We start from the raw sequence: 16,414 nt of genomic DNA on the forward strand, positions 1-16,414 counted from the left end.
TATGAATACTCAATACGATCTGATTGTATTAGGCGGAGGCCCTGCGGGGCTTGCCGTCGCGACCCTACAAGCTCGACAAGGAAAAACAGTCGCTCTCATTGATAATTCAGATCCCCACGCTGAAAAAGTAGGTGAATCCGTTCCAGCTAGCTTCAACCCTCTATTAAAGAAACTAGGACTGCCCGAGTTGACCGACGAACATCATTGCCGCATAGCAGGAAGCGACGCCTACTGGTCAGGCAGCAGAGTCAAATACGACTTTATGTTGCACTTAAACGGATCAGACTGGCGCCTAAATAGACGGCAATTCGAAAAAGATCTTCTCGATGCAGCCATTCAAAGCGGCGTCGAGGTCGTCTCAACGCAAGCAACTCAATTAGGCAAGAGTGATGCTATTAACGGCTCTCACATCTGGTGTGTATCCACCACATCACGCTCTCTGCCTTATATCAGCCAATTTATTATCGATGCTAGCGGCCGAAGCGGCCTCATTGCACGAAAATTAAACGTTAAAAAATACAAAAGCGAACCCTTGATCGCGCTCTGGGCGAGCGTCGAAATCAGTGAAGAACGCTATCAATATCTTAGCAGCGAAACGCTTATTGAAACACAGCATAATGGTTGGTGGTACGCGGCGAAACTGCCTAATAGAAAGCTCATGTTTGTATTTCATACTGACTCAAGCTTTGCAGTACGAGCTGCACATAATCATTCACTTTGGTTCGAAAGTTTGCTCGAAACCAATCTTATATCCAAAACGTTCCCTGTTTCACTACTCAAGAACACATTAGTCAACACGCATAATGCCCGAAGCTCTGTTTTGGATACACCCTTTGGCTCAAGTTGGGCTGCGTGTGGCGACGCGGCAATTGGCTTTGATCCTGTTTCCTCGCAGGGAATATACAACGCTATTGCCACAGCGGGCATGCTCGATAAAGCACTCAACAGCCCAGATCGAACGCGTGCTCTAGAGCACTATGGCGATACTCTAAAACAGGTCGCAAAAGTGTACATGCAAAAAAGAATCGCGCTTTATGAGCAAGCAAAACGATTTTACCAAACCGAGTTTTGGATAAACCAATGCCGATACGAGAAACGACGCGATTCAGACAGTGAAAATCAAAGCGCCATCAGCAACCCAGAAGCGGCAACTGCTTAAGCGAATGATAACGCAACGCGAGCGACAGACAATGCGTTAATTGGACAGAGGGAAACGGCGCCTTAATTCTTAATACGATAGCGCGTTTTCCCTGGTACTCTAACTGATCGCCATAGACTTCGCGAAATGTTTCCACCAGCTTAGTTTGACAATGAAAAAAGACGAAGCAACGCTCTGGAAAGTCGGGGTTCCAGTCAAAACGCACCGTACTTCCGCCTTTTACGAGGTAACTTGGCTGCCCCCACTTCAAAGTCTCTTCGACGTTTCCAAGTTGATACTCGTCTGCAATATCGTAGATTGCTTGGCGAATTTGAATAAGAACAGACACGGCTTCACGAGGGTACAAATCAACTTTGTTTTTTACCAGCACATCCATTTTTGTTACCTTCAAACGTCATTTACTCGAATTAGAATCCAATATAGATTACAGATTAAGCCAACTTTCTGTACGTTTGCAACGTGAAATTGTCTAAAACTAAGGAGTGTCAAAGTGAGTAATAAAACATACGACGAACTGGTACAAGAAGTACGAGCTTTAACCGAGAGCATTGCAAATTTCCCCGAAAAACGATTGCAAGTACGACAGGCGTTCTACGAAAAATACGGCTACTGCGTACAAGATGGACACAGTTATGGTCGATCCGAAATTGCGTTTTTGAAATGGGAGATCAAACGCGGTGTTTTAAACCCTCTTGACGACAAAGAACAGCCTGGCAGCGTGTGGTGGAGGAATACCAATCTCAACTTCATCTTCATGTCCGAACTTGCAGGCGCAATGAAAGAAAACAACGTTACCAACCCTGATGCCCCAATGCCTGTCTTAAATTGGCTAAACTTTATCAACAACCCAACGCCAGAGACATGGTATATCGCTCACAACTCCACCATATTGGACGGTTTTAAGCGCTATGAAGGGTGTGTTGCACTAGAAAACAATATTGAGAAAAAGTTTCTCAATATTACGCTTTATCGCTTAATGTTCGCCCAAGCAATGGTTGAAGAAGTGACTATATTTCCGGAATTGGCCGAATTCATTGCCGATCCACGTGGGATTGGCGTCAAACTCTTAACGAGTTTACCTGATTTTTACCCACCGCATTACCCGCTTACTGAGGGCGACCTTAAAATTATTTTGGGCAAAGAAGGCGGCTGGCAAGATGATATGGTCTTTATTTTGGACAATATCATTCTCTTAAATTTAGGTAAGTTGTATAACGCTGCGTCAAAATGGAATGAGTCGCCATTCCTAATGGATTACGTGAAAACAAAAGAGTTTTTGGGTGTTAAACGTTATCGACCTATCTATGGCAAAAGAGATGGCATGCCAGATCAATGCAGTAACATAATAGGCGTTTAACCATTCAGTCGTAATGTGATCCAGAACACTGAAGCGATGCAATGTAATACACCAGCGTAAGTAACGAAGAAACATGCAAAAATAAAAAAGGAAGGCATAAAGCCTTCCTTTTTTATTTTTAATCACTCAAAGACACAATAAAGATAGCCAGCGTATCTCCTTTGAGTCTTTCAGAGAAACAACTTATCTTCGTGAAGAGTGGTTTAATGGAATTGCTACAGCGAATCCAGCAACTCTTTACGTTTTGACTCAAAGTCAGATTTATTGATTAGTCCTTCGTCGAATAACTCTTTCAATGTCTGTAATTTTACACGTACTTCGCTAGATATAACGTCACTTTCTTCACCCACAATAGAGCTACGTTTACCTGTAATCGTTTCATCGATTGTTGCTACGAAAATGGAATTATAGGAACCTTGTTTTTGGTAGCGGCAATCATAGTCACCTCCCCCACTCCAAGGCCTATTTTTCCACTCTCGTATTAACTGGGTGTCATAGGTGCACTTACGTATTTGCCCAAGCTTGATTAGGTTACGACCTTCTATCTGGAACTTTTCAATCACACTCCACGACCAATGCGAATTATCAGGATGTTGGCGTACAGGTTGAGGAGCCTCAAGATAAAACTCCTCGTGATGACCATAGGTTAGATACAAGTAGCTTCCATCATACACCGCAAGCACTTTGGAGCGCGTCCAAGTACAATCCGTACAGGTATACCAGCCATAAAGCACGTTATCTTCACCCAGTCGCTCAAACTGTATATACAAACCATTACTGACATATTGTCGATAAATCTTTTCTTTTGGGGCAACAGGCTCAATGCTGATCATTTTTTTGAATACTTCTGTCTCCAACATGGGAGACGGATAATAAAGCGTAGAACACCCACTTACTCCCACCATAACAACAATGAGAAACAGCCAACGTTTTATCATATCTATTCTTCCTCTTTCCAAACTCGACAATATGCGTGCACATGAACTATCAACCCTCTATAAAGAATTGATTTCGAATTAAATATCGCAATACAGTAATGTAACAGACAAGACGCTCAATTGTTGAGCTAAAAAGGATAATTATGGATTTATCAAACGTTATTAGCTTTGCACTCGTTGCCTCTTTACTTGTTATGTCGCCGGGACCAAACGGACTATTGATCGCTAAAACGGTGCCAATCTCGGGAAAATCAGCCGGATTCGCAAATATTTTTGGCTTTGTTACGGCTTTTTTCTTACAAGGCAGCCTGTCAATATTGGGCATTGCTTTGATACTGACTCAATCCGCTCAACTCTTCTTCATCGTAAAAATGTTAGGCGCTGCTTATTTATGCTGGATTGGAATAAAAGCAATTCGATCAGCGTGGGGGCGAAGTCAAGCCTCAACAGCACAGAAGGCCTCTCAAAATGTGCCTCAAAATAAAGACAAGAAAGTCCATTTAATGGGTGCTTTTTTTGAGGGTTTCCTAACCAATGCCCTGAACCCTAAAACGGCTATGTTTTACCTTGCGGCATTTCCTCAATTTTTGCCTGCTGGCGCAAATGCGACAGAGGCTTTTACTTTGGTATTTGTACATTCTTTACTAAATATCGCATGGTTTGCAGGTATGGTCTTGCTGTTAGCGAAACTGTCAAACACAACCCGCAACAAGACGTTCCAGAAATGGTCAAGGAAGGTACGAATAAGTCTTATGAAATTCAGTCTTATCAGAGAAACAGCTTATTAAGGCGAGAGTGAGCAGGAATGTTAATACCTTTCAATCACTCTTAACGAAGATAGGCTGTTTCTCTGAAAGACCCAAAGGGCGAGGGCTAAACTCTCTTTAATTCTTTGTTAACTTTCTTGCCAATATGCTCAATATTGGACGGCGAAACTTGCCTCGAATAAAGAAGAGTTATCCACACGCTGAAGCCAGTAGACTTGTTCACACCTTCCTTACAACGACAGGCGTTATTTTTATGGGCTTTGGTGCAAAGCTTGCCATGCTAAAACCATAACTCTACTCAGAGAACATCTCAAATATCAAGTTTCGAAACCACACATTGCCTGAATCTTGATGAAAACGCCGGTGCCAAAACATATTGATTTGCGCCGGCGGTATCTCTATAGGGTGTTTTTTAATTTCTAACGATAGGGTTTCTGCTGTCTGTAAAGCCAGCTTCTCTGTCACCGTTGCAATTAAGTCCGTATTTGCAACGATGTAGGGTGCGGAGATGAAATGCGGTAATTTGAGTTTGCTAACCCTTGCTATACCACTTTTCGTCAGTATTTTCTCTACTCTTCCATGTCCCGTATCGTGCGCTTCAATAATGATATGTTCCGATTTTGCAAACTCCTCAAGCGACAGCTCACCTTTAGCAAAAGGGTGGTCTTTTCGCATCAAGCAGACATAATCCTGATCAAATAAGCGACGTTGATAGAACCCCGCTTCTAATTGGGGAAGTAGCCCGATCGCTAAGTCGATACTTCCTGTCTCAAGCTCTTCTTTTAGGGTGTGGCCATGATCTCGTACTGTACTTACGGTCACATTCGGAGCGTACTGAGCAAGATGCGCCATGAGCTGTGGCAATAGGTACATCTCTCCCAAGTCAGTCATGTTAATACAGAAAGAACGGTCACTTGTTAAAGGATCAAAACGCTCTTTGTAGTTCAGACCGTCTTGAAGCGTACTCAATGCATACCCAACAGATTCGGCAATACTGTCCGCGAAAGGGGTTGGCCGCATACCGCGCGCCGTTCGTTCAAAGAGTTCATCATTAAGCGCCTTTCTCAAACGCGCCAACGCGTTGCTAACAGCAGGTTGAGTCAATCCTAACTGCTCGGCGACAGGGCCGGTTTTGCGCTCTCGGTACATCAACTGAAATACAACCAGAAGATTTAAATCGATGTCTTGAAGTCGAATCATAATTGAGACCTCACCAGCATGAATATCTATTATTATCGTTATTTTATATCTGAATATCTTATCAGACTCTATAGTTTAGACCATACGCGATTGCACACATATCCAACAACAATCATTAAGAGCAACGATGGACATACTAATCAAACCAATCAATAAAACCATTAACGCTTCTTCCAGCACCACCTTATTGGAAGCCCTAATGGAAAACGACATCCCGATTTCCTACAGTTGTTTGTCTGGTCGTTGTGGAACATGCCGTTGCAAGATTCTTGACGGCGCAGTCGCGGGGCCCTCAGCAGCGGAAGGCAAACTTGCAAGACATGGTCAGTATGTTTTGGCCTGCCAAAGCAGACTCGAGTCCGACTGCGTCATTGAGATTCCAGAACCCGATGAGATTGTGACGCACCCAACCAAAACGCTAAAAGCCAAGATAGTGGCCTATGAAACGTTATCTCCCGATGTTCGCCGCTTGTTATTAAAGCCAAGCAAAACGTTTGAGTATGCTCCGGGGCAATTTTCAAACCTGACATTTTGGCGAGAAGACGGCACACGGTCTTACTCAATGGCCGGCGTCACTCAAGATGAACTGTTGGAATTTCACATTCGAATTGTCCCCAATGGCCGCGTTACTGGGCGTCTTGACGATACCGTAAAAATCGGCGAAAGCATAAAACTCAATGGTCCATTAGGCGCATCATACCTTCGCAGAAAAACCACGTCCCCTATGCTGTGCGTCGCTACAGGAACAGGCCTAGCACCAATACTGTCTATCGTTCGTGGAGCGCTTGAGTCCGGTATGAAAAACGACATTCATTTGATCTTCGGAGCGCGTACCGAAAAAGATTTATATGGCACCGATGTCCTTAAACAGCTCGAAGACAAGTACGCGAATTTTCAGTACATGATCACGCTTGACCATTTTCCAGTGGGCACCAACTACTTTCGTGGTCTGGTGACCGATGCCATTACAGAGCACTTTATCGATCTACTCAATTGGCGCATTTACCTAGCTGGCGCGCCCTCTATGGTCGAAGCCGCATCGCTTGCTTGTACGAAACGAGGAGCAAACATCGAACAAATTTACGCGGATGCGTTTTATCCAAGTGGTGTTTGACCGGAAAAATAAACAGGAATGAGTAACACAACGTTTTAACCCAAAAATAAAGATAAAAAGGGTAATACAATGAGTCAGATAAACAGCAATACAAACGAACATGTTTGGAACCAAGAAGGAACCTGTCGCATTCCTTTTTGGACCTATACCAATGAAGACGTTCATAAAAAAGAACTTGAACGCCTCTTCTATCAAAAGCACTGGTGTTATGTCGGCCTAGAAGCTGAAATACCAGACCCTGGGGATTTCAAACGCACCGTCATAGGTGAACGCTCCGTCATTATGGTTAGAGATCAAGACGGCAGTATCTATGTCGTCGAAAACCTCTGCGCGCATCGGGGCATGCGTTTTTGTCGCGAGAAGCAAGGCAATACAAAAAGCTTCACTTGTCCCTATCACCAATGGAATTATGATCTTGAAGGCAATCTGCAAGGCGTGCCGTTTCGTCGAGGTGTAAAACAAGACGGGCAAGTTAAAGGTGGAATGCCAAAAGACTTTAAACCAGCAGATCATCACCTTACCAAGCTTCGCGTTGCACAACGCGGCGGTGTCGTATTCGCAAGCTTCGATCACGATATCGAATCATTTGAAGATTTTCTCGGTCCAACGATCCTCAGCTATTTCGATCGTATGTTTAACGGTAGAAAGCTCACTCTATTGGGCTACAACAAACAACGCATTCCAGGAAACTGGAAACTCATGCAGGAAAACATCAAAGATCCCTACCACCCTGGCCTACTGCACACTTGGTTTGTCACATTTGGTTTATGGCGAGCAGATAATCGCTCAGAGCTAAAAATGGATGATCACTTTCGTCATGCTGCAATGATATCAACGCGTGGCGCCGGTGGCGAAAACGCTCAAACGACGAACGTTTCGAGCTTCAAAGAGTCAATGACGTTAAACGACCCAAGCTTCCTAGATGTAGAAGTGGAACCTTGGTGGGATGGCCCAACTGCCGTCATGATGACCATTTTCCCAAGCGTGATCCTGCAACAACAAGTAAACAGCGTCAGTACAAGGCATATACAGCCAAATGGACACGGTTCATTTGACTTTGTGTGGACTCATTTTGGCTACGAAGACGACACAGAAGAAATGACCGAACGCCGCTTACGCCAAGCCAATCTATTTGGGCCTGCTGGATTCGTGTCGGCAGACGACGGCGAAGTCATCGAATTTTCACAACAAGGATTCGAGCAAAAACCTAACCACCGTTCTTTAGCCGAGTTAGGTGGCAAAGGAATAGAAGAAACAGATCATATGGTTTCAGAAACCCTCATTCGAGGCATGTATGACTATTGGCGAAAATTGATGGAGGTGTAACCATGCAGCCCGAAAAGTATTTACTGGTCAGTCAGTTTTATCAAGAGTACGCCGCGATCACCGACCAAGCAAAGTGGGAGGATTGGCTGGCTCTGTTTAGCGACGATTGCACTTATAAAATTCAATCGAGAGAAAACTACGACCGCAGCTTGCCTATGGCCACTTTATCTCTCACTGGCATCGGCATGTTGAAGGACCGTATTTACGGAATAACAGAAACCATATTTCACGATCCGTATCACCAACTTCATACCGTGAACTCGCCCTTAATTCTAAGTGAGTCATCGTCAGGAAACATCATTGAATCTCAGGCGAACTATAGCGTTTACCGCACTAAAAACGATGGTATTGCCGAGGTGTTCAACGTCGGGCGATACCTTGATCGGCTGCGTTTAGTAGACGGTAAAATCAAGATTGAATCACGACTCTGTATTTTTGATAACGACATGATATTGAACTCCCTAATCTATCCGATTTAACGGAGCATCCGACTCAAATAACAACCATTAATAACGAGGCGATTATGCAAGAAAACTGGATAAAAACGATTCAATTGGATGACATTCCTGAAGACGATGTCATCGGCATCAACGTAGAAGGTCACCCTATTGCCCTTTATAAAGTCGAAGACGGCGTGTTTGCCACAGACAATGTTTGCTCTCACGGAAGAGCCCTGTTGAGTGACGGTTTTCTCGAAGACGGAGAAATCGAATGCCCTCTTCATCAAGGCCGTTTTTGCATTAAAAGTGGCAAAGCAATGAGTGAACCGTTAACACACGATATCACGGCCTATCCGACTAAAACGGAGGGAGATCAGGTCTTTATAAAACTAGGATAAAGCACGACCGCCATACAATACGGCCTAAATAAAAAGCCAGAAAAATAACTATAAATACACTGGAGAACAACAATGAAAAAGTCGCTTTTAACCGTCGCTGCGATCGGCGCAACAATCGCCACACTGACCATGATGTCTGGGCACGCGTCCGCTCAAATCATGTCAATCGCATCACCGCCTCAAGGCTCAGTTTGGAACACAATGAGTAATGGCTTTGCCAATATCGGTCGCTCCAAAGCAGGCATCAATCTCGTGGTGCAACCTTATAGCGGCAACCGCGCTATGATGGATGCCGTCAATCAAGGTTTAGCAGAGTTCGCGATTAATGACGTAAACGATGCGATTGTTGCACACCAAGGCGAGGCCGATTATAAGGATCGAAAACGATCCAACTTACGCGTCGCAATGCGTATTAGCCCTCAACCTATTGGCATTTTCGTACGCAAAGATTCAGGCATCAACAGCATAGAAGACTTAAAAGGAAAACGTGTGGCTTCCGGCTGGAATGCGTTTCCAATTGGCCGACCTCATATGACGGCAATGCTTGCAACTGGCGGCCTAACTTGGGACGACGTCAGAAAAGTACCTGTTCCCGACCTTATTCGAGCCGCTGACAACTTATCGTCTGGACGTCTGGACGCCACGTATTTTGCCGTGGGTGGCCCCAAAGTGGCGGAAGTCGATGCCTCTGTTGACGGCGTGAAATTCCTCCCTGTTAGCACAGATCAAACATCACTCGATGCCGTACTAAAAGTACGACCTGCGTTTTACTTTACGACAGTGAACCCAGCACCACACCTTGTCGGGGTCGAAGCACCTACAGCAATGCTGACGTGGGACAACGTGCTCATTGTGAACAACAGAGTGTCAGACGATGCTGTTTATAAGATGGTCAAAACCATTCTTGAAAACCGCGATGCGCTGGTCAAGATTTTTCCGGGATTCCGTGCGCTCGCAGTCGATACGGTCAACACGCCTTACCCTGGAATTGACTATCACCCTGGCGCGATCCGCTACTTTAAAGAAAAAGGGCTTTGGCAGGATCAGAACTAAAGCGTTCATCCTGACTTAATCCGTCGTTATATATGCATTTGACAAGGGTACATCCAATGAAAGCGTGCCAAACCACGACTCTAGGGAACTACATAGATACGTTATCTAATACGCTAGGCGCATTTATTGCCATCGCTGCCATTTGCTTCTCCGCCGACGTTTTTAGTCGGCTGGGGTTAGCAATTTATACAGAGCAATATTTGGCGGTGATTCTCGGCGCGAGTCTTGCGCTTGTGTTCCTGAAGCAAAAGAAACAAAAGGGTGAGAATCGTGTTCAGACTTCAGGTCTAACACTCACTGTCGATCTGATCTGCGCTGGCCTTGGCTTTGTTACCAGCCTATATCTGGCCTTTAGTTACCCCAATCTGGTGGAACATCAACTTGATCTACCATTGGATGGTTTGATGGTTTCAGCGATTCTTTTCGCATTGGTGTTAGAAGGGCTACGCAGAGTTGTTGGCATAACGCTTGTTATTGTCGTATTGCTCTTTATGACCTTTGCACTAGTCGGCAGTCATTTCTCCGGCCCACTGCAAACCAGAGCCATCGGCTTAGACCAACTGTTTGTTTACATCGGCGTTGATACCAATGGCATGCTGGGATTGACACTCAATGTCGCAGCAACCATTGTTATTGGATTTATATTGTTTGGGCAATTGCTGCTTCGCTCTGGCGGCGCTGATTTCTTCAATGACATGGCTCTGGCGTTGATGGGAAAACGTCGCGGTGGCTCAGGCAAAATTGCAACCATCGCCTCTGCACTCTTTGGCTCTATTTCAGGCGTCGTTGTCTCCAACATTGTCGCGACGGGTGTCGTGACCATTCGTATGATGAAACAAGGCGGCTTTAAATCTCATACGGCAGGCGCGATTGAAACGGTTGCTTCTACAGGAGGGCAAATCATGCCGCCTGTCATGGGAGCGGTCGCCTTTTTGATGGCGGAGTTTTTACAAATCAGCTACGGCGCCGTTGTGCTTGCTGCGCTTGTCCCCGCCGTTCTTTATTACATCGCCCTTTACATTCAAGTAGACCTAGAAGCCGCAAAGGAGAATATCTTACCCATTGATCCAGACCTGATCCCATCCAAAAGACACGTTCTTCGCAATGGTTGGGTGTTCATTATTCCTTTTGCCGCCGTTATTTTAGCGTTGTTCACCTTCAACCAGCGTCCAGAAACCGCCGCGTTATGGGGTGCTCTCGGTGCCTTGGTTGTCGGTATGGTAAAAGGATATAAAGGCAAAAAGATGAACGCGAAGGTCGTTAAAGAGTGCTTGCAAGAAACCGGACACTCTATTGTCGATATTATTATGATCGGCGCGTCTGCTGGGTTCATTATTGGTATTTTGAACATCACGGGACTGGGTTTTGGACTCACGTATTTTTTGGTAGAGCTAGGTCAAGGCAACCTGTTGGTACTGCTTCTCATCTCCGCTCTGGTCTGCATTGTACTGGGCATGGGCATGCCAACAGTCGGCGTTTACCTTTTACTGGCGGTGCTCGTCGCTCCCTCTCTTATTCAGGTTGGGGTTGAACCCATTGCCGCGCACCTCTTTATATTCTATCTCGGTATGATGTCTATGGTGACACCGCCGATTGCCATTGGTGCCTTTTTCGCCGCCAGCATAGCGGACTCGGACCCGATGAAAACCGCTGTATCAGCAATGAGATTGGGCTGGACTGCCTACATCATTCCATTCCTGTTCGTGACGACACCCGCGCTTTTATTGATCGGAGACTGGTCGCAAATTGTCGTAACCATCAGTTGCGCCCTGATCGGCGTTTGGTCAGTTTCAGTAGGGTTCGCAGGGTTCTTTAAAGTTCGTCTAAATGTTTTATATCGGTTGGCATTTGTGGCCGCTGGTGGGCTATTTTTATGGCCAAATCTAGGCAGCGACAACTCGTTTTTTGAATTAAAGGTTGCCGGAGTCATTCTGCTTATCGCAGCGGTAGCCACGACCCGATTCGGTCATTCTAAGGATCACGAAAAAAAGCCTAATTCTTCCGTCACAAAATCAACTCATCTTTGATTGCAACAGGAGCGTATCATGCAACTCTATAGCTTTTTCAATAGTTCAACCTCGTATCGAGTACGAATTGCATTAGCAATCAAAGGACTGGCTTACGATTATCAAGGCGTCAACATTCGTATAGGCGATCAGCTGACGGAAGAACACATCGCACGAAACCCGTCAAAAGGTGTACCCGTGCTGATCTTAGATGATGGACAGCGTCTCACCCAGTCGATGGCCATTTTAGATTATTTAGAAAGAACCTACCCTACTCCGGCGTTGCTGCCTGACGATCCGCAACTGAGAACACGTGTCTTAGAAGTAGCCAATGTGATCGCGTGTGACATGCACGCTATTAACAACCTTCGCTCTCTAGGTTACTTAAAAAATGTTTTGGACATCTCAGATAAAGACAAGAAAGTGTGGTATCAGCACTGGGTAAACCAAGGCCTAACCGCCGTTGAAACACTGTTAGAGCGTCATGGAGTCGGCCCCTTTTGTTTTGGAGACCAACCCACACTGGCCGATTGCTGTCTTGTCCCTCAAGTCGCAAACTCTATTCGCTTCGGTTGCTCGATGTCTGGCTTCCCAAACGTGATGGCGGTCTATAAGCACTGTCAGCAACAAGCGGCTTTTCAAGAAGCGGAACCACAACGCCAGCCCGATTTTATCGAATAGAGACCTTGACGTCACGAGCGACGCCAAGGTCTCAAATAAAAATAAAAATCCATTGAGGAGCATACAATGCAAACATTAGGCACGCTAGAAGAGCTACTTCAATGAAATAGAAACGATCTCGAGGAGCAGAACCTCGTCCCTTTGTGGCCCAATATGAGGGTGGTATTGCCCTATCACGTTCCATCACGTAAAACACAAACCCTAATTTGGGATTTAAAAATCTGAAGCCTCTGCAGTTAGAAGCAGGAGAACTCGCATCGATGGAAAAAGCTGAGCGCCGAGTTTTGGCGTTATTTTTCTGATGAAGGTGCCGCTGAACTGCCTGCAAGAATTCCACCGTCAATGTTAAGCTCAATACCCGTTACGTACTTAGATTCATCTGACGCCAAATATAATGCGGCATAGGCAACGTCCTTTGGTTCTCCCATCACGCCAAGCGGTACGCCAGAAGCAACGTCTTGAATCGCGCGCTCCCTTTGCACGCCTTGACCCAGCATAATATCCCACATCGGTGTGAATATTGCGCCGGGATGGATTGAGTTGCACCGAATAGGATAGGATTTTTCTGCGCAATAAAGAGCCACTGACTTTGTATGGTTTCGAACGGCCGCTTTACTTGAAGCATATGCAGTCGCCGCTGGAATGCCAACAATGCCAGACCTCGACGAAATATTCACAATACTGGCGTGGGTAGCACTCTTCATTAGTTTAATGGCGTATTTGCACCCAAGTGCGACACCATCCAAGTTTGTTTCGTGAACTTTGTGCCAACTATCAATATCAAGATTCTCTGGGTCATGCGGGCCTTGAGTCTCAAGAAAACCCGTTATACCTGCGTTATTGACGACAATATCTAACCGCCCATAGTTCTCTTCAATAAACGTTGACACTCTTTGCCAATCAGATTCTTTCGATACATCTAGATGAAGGTATTTAGAGTTGGCTCCTATCTTATCCGCTACAGCTTGCCCTAGTTCATCGTTAATATCAGATAAAATGACTTGTGCGCCTTCAGCAAAAAATAGTTCGGCAACGGCTTGTCCAATTCCTCTCGCTGCGCCAGTGATAAGCGCAATCTTTCCATCAAGTCTCGGCATGATTTCTCCTTAATATCAAAAAATAAAAACAGCCAGTGCGAACAGACGGCAACGAAACCCTTTTCCAACCGTCACCGGTTATGAATTTTCACTCTCGGCTCGTGCTTTTAATGCCGCATTCATCCGTTCAAAGCCAGCTCGCATGTCTCTGTCTACGCTGCTCCACAACAAAGATACCAGCACCCCTTTGAATTTTTCCTTTTGTACCAGCACGGAACTTGATTGGTCAACGGAAATACTAAAAATATGTTCCCCATCAAATATACCGGGAAACACGAAACGCCCCAACCAACTGAATTCCGAGTTTTCAACGACGGACTTAACAATAGGAGCGAACATCATGTCTTTTCCGTTCGGGGCGATATCAATACTTCTAGCCTTTTGCCCTCTTTAACTTGCCCCTGAATGTGTTTTATAAATGGATCCATTCAGGGTATTTTTCAAAGTCAGTGAGAATCGACCACACTCGCTCTGGACTCGCGGCAATTTGTATTTCTGTTTCTAGTAATTTCACATGTCTGCCTCGTCAAATGGAGAAACACAGCCTCGGGCTAAACGGCACAGCTCTCTGGATTCTGGGTTAGAGCGCCCACTACCTATAAATAACACCACGTTACTCAACGGTCGGTACGGACGTACTTCGCTGAATGCTTTGTTTAAAGTTAAATCTAAACTTGCGCTTCGGATGATACCGTCACGTCACTTGTTTCTTCACCAGTATGCGCGGTGGAATGCGGCTCAACCATCATAAAATGAGTATCGGGTTCCGCTTTAGAGTAATGTTCAACGCCTTTCGGTACAACATACATTTCACCAGGGTTCAGAACAACATCACCAGCCTTCATCATTAACGTTAACTGCCCCTTGAAGACAATAAACAGTTCATCTTCATACTCGTGTTTATGCCATACAAGTCGCCACTTCCTTTGGCTATTTTAACTAATTGTCCATTTGAATCGGCTATAATTTTTTGGTGTCCATTCTTCCGAAAACAGGTCGAATTTTTCACTAACATTCACTTTATTCATATGGACTCCATAATTAGTTTTCGCCCGTTTACGGGGAAATTGAGGGAGTTCATTGTCTTATCATATGCTTTTCGACGCAAGTTCTGAAATGTCCCCTTCTTCCATTCTGAACACACAGAGTTCATCTAGTTTTTTAGCGCCAATTTTTTGATAAAACTTGATGGCTGGATCATTGGTTTTTAAAGCCCACCACTCAAAACGCGCACAATGTTGTTCAACGGCTAATCTTGATAAATAACGTAGTACCTTTTTCCCAATGCCTTGGCCTTGAAATTCAGGTCGAATGTATAAATCATCAAGGTGTAGTCCGCGTCTACCTGTCGCAGTAGAAAACGTATAATAGAAGACCGCAAAGCCACATGCCTCTTTATTCACGTAACAAATGATAGCCTCTGCATCAGGGTTTGATTTAAATAGGTTATTTTCGATATCTGTTTTAGTCACTGATATTTCATATGGAAAATTCTCGAATACCGCTAACTCTTTTATGAGTTTTAATAATAATTCTGAATTTTCAATTTTTGCTGGCAATATTTCTAGCATGTCAATTCCGTAGTAGTGTACAAATAACCAAAGTGTATGCGGTGAAGTATTAAGCGTTTAGACAGCGTGTACTTTGCCCCCGCGCCCTTTACCTTTTACATTTCTCCTTCGCTCTTATCCTCTGGCTTAGGAATCACTTTGCCTTTGGCTTCAAAGAGTAAGACACCAAATTTCCTATGTTGGTCAAAATCCTTGGTCGTGTAATAAAATGGGGCTTTTCTAAGGCGTGCCATTTGATTCTTATCTCCAACGAGGGGAACCGTGGTAAACCAACCATTGGGGTCATCAATAGGAACGTAAAAACAATCGCTTAATTTTCTGTCTAGCTCAGTTTGACAATGAGAGTTGTAGTAAAGACGAAGCCAGCCATCTCCATTTAAAATCACTTGAATGACGGTATAACCCAATGCACGTTTATGTACGGTTTGGTATGCCTGTATTTTCTCTTCAATGAGAGCCGTATCCAGCTCCGCGTCCACTTCAAAATACGGCGCATTTGGGTCATATGGCGGCGTGAATATAATGTTCATATCGTCGTTTGGGTCAAGCTCAAACTCTGAGTCAAACTGTTGCCACGTGGCTTTTATGTGAGAGAGGTGTGTAACTTGCTCCTGCTGACGAGTAGCAACTCCGAGACCATTCGTGAGCGCTACTTTTCCATGCTTCGATTTATGTTCGTGGATTCTAAAGTTTCTAGGATCAAAACTGGATGCCGCAAACGGTAATAGGGAACTTTCTCCCTTACCACGAAAGAGCTCGACAACATCTGATGAACCTTGTGGTGCATTGATCACATAGCCGTTTGGGTCTGCCCCTTCGTTCGGCGTACAATCATCCCACTTTTCATAACAATCCAGAGTAAATAACACTCTAATTTCTTCTTTTTCGACAACAACCTGCATCGTGCCGTACTTCGATTTATAATGCTTATAGTAACCTAGCAAAGTCCGAATTTTTTTCTCCGCCAGTATCGCATCAATCGGCGCAGAAATACGGTAATACGAATGATAGCCAGGTGTTTTATCTTCGTATTTTTTAGCCCAATCCCCTTCAATATAGCTGGGCACACCAATGCCGCCACCTGCAATCGTAGGACCAGGATACCCGCCTACCCCTCCCACTCCAACATAGGTTTTCCCTCCTCCTGAATGTAAATAAACTTCACCAAAGCTGTAGCGTCCATCTAAAGAGCCGCCTTGTAGCATATTGGCCGCGACAAGCGGTTTGCCCTTTTTATCGCAAGCGCTCATGAGAGCCGTCGCCATTATCATAAAAAGAAGGCAAAAATAAGTGCGGAGCCTAGCTCT

At 44.9% G+C, this 16,414-nt stretch carries 18 protein-coding genes and 1 pseudogene; 10 read left to right on the top strand and 9 right to left on the bottom strand.

Annotation, left to right across the window (positions count from 1 at the left end):
• Window position 1 precedes the first annotated feature (1 nt).
• The gene (locus tag MARME_RS12045) at window positions 2–1,159 is read left to right on the top strand and encodes an NAD(P)/FAD-dependent oxidoreductase (RefSeq protein ID WP_013661538.1); all 1,158 of its coding nucleotides are present in this window, start codon (window positions 2–4) and stop codon (window positions 1,157–1,159) included.
• On the opposite strand, the gene MARME_RS12050 is transcribed toward MARME_RS12045, so the two are convergent.
• Entirely contained in the window at window positions 1,131–1,535 is a 405-nt protein-coding gene (locus tag MARME_RS12050; RefSeq protein ID WP_013661539.1) for a DUF1801 domain-containing protein, read from the bottom strand. The genes MARME_RS12045 and MARME_RS12050 overlap by 29 nt on opposite strands.
• A 114-nt stretch (window positions 1,536–1,649) precedes the next feature.
• Between MARME_RS12050 and MARME_RS12055 the strand changes: the two genes are divergently transcribed.
• Window positions 1,650–2,516 carry a hypothetical protein gene (locus tag MARME_RS12055; RefSeq protein ID WP_013661540.1) on the top strand — a complete coding sequence of 289 codons (867 nt, stop codon included), beginning with the start codon at window positions 1,650–1,652 and terminating at the stop codon, window positions 2,514–2,516.
• 215 nt (window positions 2,517–2,731) lie between these two features.
• On the opposite strand, the gene MARME_RS12060 is transcribed toward MARME_RS12055, so the two are convergent.
• Entirely contained in the window at window positions 2,732–3,454 is a 723-nt protein-coding gene (locus MARME_RS12060) for an SHOCT domain-containing protein (protein ID WP_013661541.1), read from the bottom strand.
• A gap of 143 nt (window positions 3,455–3,597) precedes the next feature.
• On the opposite strand from MARME_RS12060, the gene MARME_RS12065 reads away from it, so the two are divergent.
• The gene (locus tag MARME_RS12065) at window positions 3,598–4,242 is read left to right on the top strand and encodes a LysE family translocator (protein ID WP_013661542.1); all 645 of its coding nucleotides are present in this window, start codon (window positions 3,598–3,600) and stop codon (window positions 4,240–4,242) included.
• Between the two features lie 273 nt (window positions 4,243–4,515).
• On the opposite strand, the gene MARME_RS12070 is transcribed toward MARME_RS12065, so the two are convergent.
• The gene (locus tag MARME_RS12070) at window positions 4,516–5,421 is read right to left on the bottom strand and encodes a LysR family transcriptional regulator (protein ID WP_013661543.1); all 906 of its coding nucleotides are present in this window, start codon (window positions 5,419–5,421) and stop codon (window positions 4,516–4,518) included.
• 127 nt (window positions 5,422–5,548) lie between these two features.
• Between MARME_RS12070 and MARME_RS12075 the strand changes: the two genes are divergently transcribed.
• The 7 genes from MARME_RS12075 (at window position 5,549) to maiA (ending at window position 12,439) form a co-directional block, all read left to right on the top strand.
• Window positions 5,549–6,535 carry a 2Fe-2S iron-sulfur cluster-binding protein gene (locus tag MARME_RS12075; RefSeq protein ID WP_013661544.1) on the top strand — a complete coding sequence of 329 codons (987 nt, stop codon included), beginning with the start codon at window positions 5,549–5,551 and terminating at the stop codon, window positions 6,533–6,535.
• Between the two features lie 69 nt (window positions 6,536–6,604).
• A complete protein-coding gene (locus tag MARME_RS12080) occupies window positions 6,605–7,861 on the top strand; it encodes an aromatic ring-hydroxylating dioxygenase subunit alpha (protein ID WP_013661545.1) in 1,257 nt (418 codons plus the stop codon).
• A 2-nt stretch (window positions 7,862–7,863) separates the two neighbouring features.
• Window positions 7,864–8,340 (top strand): aromatic-ring-hydroxylating dioxygenase subunit beta, encoded by a 477-nt coding sequence (locus MARME_RS12085; RefSeq protein ID WP_013661546.1) that lies wholly within the window; start codon window positions 7,864–7,866, stop codon window positions 8,338–8,340.
• A gap of 44 nt (window positions 8,341–8,384) precedes the next feature.
• On the top strand, window positions 8,385–8,699 hold the full coding sequence (locus MARME_RS12090) for a non-heme iron oxygenase ferredoxin subunit (protein ID WP_013661547.1): 315 nt from the start codon (window positions 8,385–8,387) through the stop codon (window positions 8,697–8,699).
• A 72-nt stretch (window positions 8,700–8,771) separates the two neighbouring features.
• The gene (locus MARME_RS12095) at window positions 8,772–9,752 is read left to right on the top strand and encodes a TAXI family TRAP transporter solute-binding subunit (RefSeq protein WP_013661548.1); all 981 of its coding nucleotides are present in this window, start codon (window positions 8,772–8,774) and stop codon (window positions 9,750–9,752) included.
• 56 nt (window positions 9,753–9,808) lie between these two features.
• Entirely contained in the window at window positions 9,809–11,779 is a 1,971-nt protein-coding gene (locus MARME_RS12100) for a TRAP transporter permease (RefSeq protein ID WP_013661549.1), read from the top strand.
• Between the two features lie 18 nt (window positions 11,780–11,797).
• On the top strand, window positions 11,798–12,439 hold the full coding sequence (maiA, locus tag MARME_RS12105) for a maleylacetoacetate isomerase (RefSeq protein WP_013661550.1): 642 nt from the start codon (window positions 11,798–11,800) through the stop codon (window positions 12,437–12,439).
• 290 nt (window positions 12,440–12,729) lie between these two features.
• On the opposite strand, the gene MARME_RS12110 is transcribed toward maiA, so the two are convergent.
• The 6 genes and pseudogenes from MARME_RS12110 to MARME_RS21495 all read right to left on the bottom strand — a co-directional run bounded on the left by MARME_RS12110 (window position 12,730) and on the right by MARME_RS21495 (window position 16,357).
• Window positions 12,730–13,536 (bottom strand): SDR family oxidoreductase, encoded by an 807-nt coding sequence (locus tag MARME_RS12110; protein ID WP_013661551.1) that lies wholly within the window; start codon window positions 13,534–13,536, stop codon window positions 12,730–12,732.
• Between the two features lie 78 nt (window positions 13,537–13,614).
• Entirely contained in the window at window positions 13,615–13,878 is a 264-nt protein-coding gene (locus MARME_RS22500; RefSeq protein ID WP_041647914.1) for an SRPBCC domain-containing protein, read from the bottom strand.
• Between the two features lie 70 nt (window positions 13,879–13,948).
• The gene (locus MARME_RS22505) at window positions 13,949–14,050 is read right to left on the bottom strand and encodes an SRPBCC family protein (RefSeq protein WP_223294972.1); all 102 of its coding nucleotides are present in this window, start codon (window positions 14,048–14,050) and stop codon (window positions 13,949–13,951) included.
• 154 nt (window positions 14,051–14,204) lie between these two features.
• Window positions 14,205–14,432: pseudogene (locus tag MARME_RS22510) on the bottom strand (cupin domain-containing protein); the annotation flags it as partial.
• A 192-nt stretch (window positions 14,433–14,624) separates the two neighbouring features.
• Window positions 14,625–15,107, bottom strand: a complete 483-nt coding sequence (locus tag MARME_RS12125; protein ID WP_013661552.1) for a GNAT family N-acetyltransferase — start codon at window positions 15,105–15,107, stop codon at window positions 14,625–14,627.
• A 95-nt stretch (window positions 15,108–15,202) separates the two neighbouring features.
• Window positions 15,203–16,357, bottom strand: a complete 1,155-nt coding sequence (locus tag MARME_RS21495) for a hypothetical protein (RefSeq protein WP_049787775.1) — start codon at window positions 16,355–16,357, stop codon at window positions 15,203–15,205.
• Window positions 16,358–16,414: the final 57 nt, after the last annotated feature.

Origin of the sequence: Marinomonas mediterranea MMB-1 (assembly GCF_000192865.1) — a bacterium.
GTDB classification, from domain to species: Bacteria; Pseudomonadota; Gammaproteobacteria; order Pseudomonadales; family Marinomonadaceae; genus Marinomonas; species Marinomonas mediterranea.

Coding starts and splice junctions, on each gene's coding strand:
- MARME_RS12045 (WP_013661538.1), top strand. CDS start 2: ATGAATACTCAATACGATCTGATTGTATTAGGCGGAGGCCCTGCGGGG.
- MARME_RS12050 (WP_013661539.1), bottom strand. CDS start 1,535: ATGGATGTGCTGGTAAAAAACAAAGTTGATTTGTACCCTCGTGAAGCC.
- MARME_RS12060 (WP_013661541.1), bottom strand. CDS start 3,454: ATGATAAAACGTTGGCTGTTTCTCATTGTTGTTATGGTGGGAGTAAGT.
- MARME_RS12065 (WP_013661542.1), top strand. CDS start 3,598: ATGGATTTATCAAACGTTATTAGCTTTGCACTCGTTGCCTCTTTACTT.
- MARME_RS12070 (WP_013661543.1), bottom strand. CDS start 5,421: ATGATTCGACTTCAAGACATCGATTTAAATCTTCTGGTTGTATTTCAG.
- MARME_RS12075 (WP_013661544.1), top strand. CDS start 5,549: ATGGACATACTAATCAAACCAATCAATAAAACCATTAACGCTTCTTCC.
- MARME_RS12080 (WP_013661545.1), top strand. CDS start 6,605: ATGAGTCAGATAAACAGCAATACAAACGAACATGTTTGGAACCAAGAA.
- MARME_RS12085 (WP_013661546.1), top strand. CDS start 7,864: ATGCAGCCCGAAAAGTATTTACTGGTCAGTCAGTTTTATCAAGAGTAC.
- MARME_RS12090 (WP_013661547.1), top strand. CDS start 8,385: ATGCAAGAAAACTGGATAAAAACGATTCAATTGGATGACATTCCTGAA.
- MARME_RS12095 (WP_013661548.1), top strand. CDS start 8,772: ATGAAAAAGTCGCTTTTAACCGTCGCTGCGATCGGCGCAACAATCGCC.
- MARME_RS12100 (WP_013661549.1), top strand. CDS start 9,809: ATGAAAGCGTGCCAAACCACGACTCTAGGGAACTACATAGATACGTTA.
- maiA (WP_013661550.1), top strand. CDS start 11,798: ATGCAACTCTATAGCTTTTTCAATAGTTCAACCTCGTATCGAGTACGA.
- MARME_RS12110 (WP_013661551.1), bottom strand. CDS start 13,536: ATGCCGAGACTTGATGGAAAGATTGCGCTTATCACTGGCGCAGCGAGA.
- MARME_RS22500 (WP_041647914.1), bottom strand. CDS start 13,878: ATGATGTTCGCTCCTATTGTTAAGTCCGTCGTTGAAAACTCGGAATTC.
- MARME_RS12125 (WP_013661552.1), bottom strand. CDS start 15,107: ATGCTAGAAATATTGCCAGCAAAAATTGAAAATTCAGAATTATTATTA.
- MARME_RS21495 (WP_049787775.1), bottom strand. CDS start 16,357: ATGAGCGCTTGCGATAAAAAGGGCAAACCGCTTGTCGCGGCCAATATG.